The sequence below is a fragment of the Microcoleus sp. w1-18aA5 genome, from assembly GCF_036701705.1.
Classification (GTDB): Bacteria; Cyanobacteriota; Cyanobacteriia; order Cyanobacteriales; family Microcoleaceae; genus Microcoleus.
Map to the genome: position 1 here is coordinate 1 of NZ_JAUPTE010000174.1, position 1,371 is coordinate 1,371.

Genomic DNA, 1,371 nt, shown 5'->3' on the forward strand with positions numbered 1-1,371 from the left:
CTCATATTTTTTGGCAATTTTACTAGCTTTTCCATTTTAACCCTTTTGCGACATATTCGCCAAAGTGAGATGCACCCGATAGCTGTGATTTCATTGGAATGGTTTTCCACTTTAACTTGTCCAAGTACCAACCGATTTTCGCTGGCCCAACCTGTCACTAAATGTAAATTATTTACCCCGGTTTTTCGGTCATAAGAACCTCGGAGATTTTTGCCATCAATCGGGATAACTTGTTGGCCAACTGGCCCCATTAATTGTTTAACCCATTGAGTCAACTTCTGTTCTAAAACTTTCGGGTCTAGCTTTTCAAAAACTCGTCGAAAGGTATCATCGCTCGGGATGCCATTGGGTAAGTCTAAAAATTTTTGCAACCATTGCTGCTTACTGATTCCATAATTTTCCATGTCTTCCCATCCCTCACCTCCAGCTATTGTAGATAATATGGCAATGACGAAAATGTCTTTCAGTAGGTGGCGTTTGGTTCGGTTCACTATGAGGGTCGGGTACGTCATCAAAATAACTTGACAAGCTCCCTTGTAACTCTTGCATGGAAATATAGCCTTTCTCATAAAGATGAGGTATGATGTTACTGACACTCATTCATGAGGGTCAAACAGAGAACACACATGGAATGAACTATAATTATATGGTTCAGTCAAGCCACCCGAAAGCGATAGCACACATAATAGCATTTTTCTGACAGCACGCTCTGGTTGACTCACAACACGTTTACTTGTACTCCTCTTCATACATTGTTAAAAATGAAAACTTATTCGATTGATTTTAGACAAAAAATCCTTGATACTTATCATACTGAACCGATTTCACAAAAAGCAATAGCTAAACGTTTTTCTGTAGCCCTCAGCTTTGTACAAAAATTGCTTAAACAATATCGTGAAACAAAAAACATTACTCCCCGAACTCACCGATGTGGAGTCAAAGGCAAACTGAATGCAGAGCAACTACTCATATTGGGGGAATTGATTGAATCAAACAATGATGCTACTCTTGAAGAACTTCGTTATTTACTTTATGGGAAAATTGGATTTTCCGTTAGTAGAGCGACAATAGCAAGAAGGATAAAAATCTTAGATATTACTGTCAAAAAAAAACTCTCTTCCCCTCGGACAAAGGCACCGACCGAGTTCAACTCCTGCGATGTGAGTTCTGGCAAAAAATAAAAAAAATTAGTTTGAAAGACTTAATATTCATTGACGAATCTGGAGTTAATTTAGCAATGGTTAGGTTATATGCTAGAGCTTTGAAAGGTCAAAGAGCCCGGGGACCAAAACCAACTAAGGAATGAAAAATAAATAACTTAATGAATTACTCAGGTTGGGGTACGGCTCGATAATTCCATTTGGGCAAATA

1 protein-coding gene and 1 pseudogene are annotated in these 1,371 nt (G+C 38.4%); one reads left to right on the forward strand and one right to left on the reverse strand.

Translation table 11 applies throughout. The annotated features are described in order from the left end of the window. Nucleotides 1-77 precede the first annotated feature (77 nt). Nucleotides 78-600: pseudogene (locus tag Q5691_RS27535) on the reverse strand (ISAs1 family transposase); the annotation flags it as partial. 161 nt (nucleotides 601-761) lie between these two features. On the opposite strand from Q5691_RS27535, the gene Q5691_RS27540 reads away from it, so the two are divergent. After that, nucleotides 762-1,181, forward strand: a complete 420-nt coding sequence (locus tag Q5691_RS27540; protein WP_333216099.1) for an IS630 transposase-related protein — start codon at nucleotides 762-764, stop codon at nucleotides 1,179-1,181. The last annotated feature ends 190 nt before the right edge of the window (nucleotides 1,182-1,371 follow it).